The sequence below is a fragment of the Fibrobacter sp. UWEL genome, from assembly GCF_900142535.1.
Lineage (GTDB): Bacteria > Fibrobacterota > Fibrobacteria > Fibrobacterales > Fibrobacteraceae > Fibrobacter.
In genome coordinates this window covers 1-1,275 of record NZ_FRBE01000058.1, presented here as the reverse complement: position 1 = coordinate 1,275, position 1,275 = coordinate 1, and the positions used below count along the sequence as shown (strand labels likewise).

The following is a 1,275-nucleotide window of genomic DNA, read 5'->3' as shown; positions in this document are numbered from 1 at the left end:
TATAATGGTTCACTTTTTTCAACAGAAAAATTTGCATTCTTAGTTGAACTTGTTTGACTTAGGCAACATTGCCCAAACGAACCTTCTTGAAATATACATCCGATGGGGTGTTCCAGTCAAGGGAAGAATGCAGTCTTACGTCATTATATCGTACAAAATACTCTTCTAGACCTTTTCTGCACTCTGCCATTGTTTCGTAGCCCTTGATATAGACGTCCTCCTGTTTCAGCGTTCTCCAAAATCTTTCCACGAAAATGTTGTCATAGGCTCTTCCCTTGCCGTCCATGCTCAGTTTCGTTGGGCATTCTTTCCAGGTGAATATGTCGGTAAATTGCTTCGATGTGTACTGGCTTCCTTGATCCGTATTGAACACTTCCGGCCAGCCGTATTTCTGGATGGCTTCACGTACGGCGTCCTCGCAGAAGTCCGTCGAGAGCGTTGTCGAAAGTCTCCACGACAGAATCCGGCGGCTATACCAGTCGATAACCGCAGTCAGGTAGGCGAAGCCGTTCTTGAGCCGGATGTACGTAATGTCCGTACTCCACACCTGGTTTACGCGGGTGATTGCAACGTTGCGTAGTAGATATGGGAACGCTTTGTTCATCTTGTTTGGGAACGACAGATTCGGCTTGGGATAGATGGCCGCAATCTGCATGATTTCCATGAGGTGACGGATTAAACGTCGTCCGACTTCAATGCCGTAATACTTCTTCAGGTTTGCCTGAAGCTTGCGCTGTCCTGACGTCGGATCCAATGTGTACAGTTTGTCAATCCGTTCCATAACCATGAGCTTGAAATCGGAGAATTTTGGTTCGTAGTAATAGGAATTGCGGCTGATGCCGAGCAAGTCGCACTGATGTGAAATCGTATTGTCGGCGTCGTCCGGATCCACCATTTCCACCCTTACAGCAACCCCAATTTCCTCAAGTTTTTTTTTAAGAAATCGATGTCCATCTCCTTGCGGCCGATGACTTTGTGGAGCTCGTCGCGTTCCTGTTCGAGACGTTCGATTTCCTTGCGTTCCTCCTTCGGACCGGCAAAAATACTTGCCGCGTTTTGGAGAAAGAATGTCCTCCATTGGCAAATCTGATTCGGGTGGACGTCAAACTCGGAGGCTAGTTCCGCAAGCGTCTTATCCTCGCGAAGAGATGCCAGGACGACCTTGGTCTTGAAAGCATCATCAAGAACCCTACGGGTTCTCTGAGACGTTGCGTTGATGCTTTCCTTGCTGCTTGCCGGTTTAGATGTGTTGTTTTTCATTTTTCGATTCCTTTT

The 1,275-nt window shown here is 47.4% G+C and carries 2 protein-coding genes; both read right to left on the bottom strand.

From position 1 onward, the window contains the following. Positions 1-58: 58 nt before the first annotated feature. Positions 59-895, bottom strand: a complete 837-nt coding sequence (locus BUB59_RS14900; RefSeq protein ID WP_073231437.1) for an IS3 family transposase — start codon at positions 893-895, stop codon at positions 59-61. Between the two features lie 8 nt (positions 896-903). Continuing rightward, entirely contained in the window at positions 904-1,260 is a 357-nt protein-coding gene (locus BUB59_RS14895; RefSeq protein ID WP_073231439.1) for a transposase, read from the bottom strand. Positions 1,261-1,275 lie beyond the last annotated feature (15 nt).

What these genes read in the sequence shown, in the direction of transcription:
- BUB59_RS14900 (WP_073231437.1), bottom strand. Translation starts at nt 895, where the DNA reads ATGGTGGATCCGGACGACGCCGACAATACGATTTCACATCAGTGCGAC.
- BUB59_RS14895 (WP_073231439.1), bottom strand. Translation starts at nt 1,260, where the DNA reads ATGAAAAACAACACATCTAAACCGGCAAGCAGCAAGGAAAGCATCAAC.